Below are 1015 nucleotides of genomic sequence, written 5' to 3'. Positions count from 1 at the left end.
GGGATTCTGCTGTGGTGCGTGAGCAGTCAACTGTGTAGTACTGTGGTTGTCTGTTGGTTTTTTTTTTAAGGGTGCGGCGACCACCGAGACCTACCCGCTTGCGCACCCCCTTTCCCTGCACGACGCGCTTCCGATCTACGGGCTCGCCCAGCGGATGGCCGGCGCGGCCGGCTGACGGCATCGGCCCCGCACGCGGGGCATCCCGTTCGCCGCACGCCGATCCGGCCCCGCTAGAGGCGCCGCCCGCTAAACGGGTAAACTGCTCGGATGCAACGAATCACCACCACCGGGCGCGTCAACCTCAGTCACCTGTTCTGGCTCCGCAATCTCGCGATCATCGGCCAGCTGGTGACGATCGGCGTCGTGCAGACCTATTTCGGCGTGCATCTGCCGTTGCCGGCGATGCTGATGGTCATCGCGCTCGAAATCGTGTTCAACGCGCTGACCTGGGTGCGCGTGTTGCGCGCGCGGCCCGAGACCAATTTCGAGCTGCTCGGCCAGCTGTGGGTCGACCTCGGCGCGCTGTCCGCGCTGCTGTTCCTGTCGGGCGGTACGACCAATCCGTTCGTGTCGCTGTACCTGCCGTCGCTCGCGATTGCGGCTGCCGTGCTGCCGTGGCACCTGATGATCTGGCTCGCGGCGTTCGCGGTCGCGTGCTACGCGGCGCTCGGTTTCGATTCCGTGCCGCTCAACATGGACAATCCCGCGAACCTTTTCGACTACTACCGTACCGGAATGTGGGCGAACTTCATGGTCAGCGTCGGGCTGATCGCGTGGTTCGTCGCGCGCATGTCGAAGGCGCTGCGCCAGCGCGATTCGGCACTCGGCGAAGCGCAGCAGCACCTGCTGCGCGACGAGCGGGCGGTCGCGCTCGGCGTACAGGCCGCCACCGTCGCGCACGAGATGGGCACGCCGCTGTCGACGATCGCGATGCTCGCCGAAGAGCTGCGCGACGCCGCACGCGACGATCCGGGGCTGGCCCGCTACGAGGCCGACCTGAAGGTGCTCGAGGAAA

1 pseudogene is annotated in these 1015 nt (G+C 66.4%); it reads left to right on the top strand.

The features are described 5' to 3' along the window. Positions 1-267: 267 nt before the first annotated feature. A pseudogene (locus G3N93_RS40775) lies at positions 268-1015 on the top strand (sensor histidine kinase); the annotation flags it as partial.

The sequence above is a fragment of the Burkholderia sp. Se-20378 genome (assembly GCF_017104665.1).
Lineage (GTDB): Bacteria > Pseudomonadota > Gammaproteobacteria > Burkholderiales > Burkholderiaceae > Burkholderia > Burkholderia lata.
The sequence above is the reverse complement of the archived record's forward strand: the minus strand, read 5'-3'. Positions and strand labels throughout refer to the sequence as shown.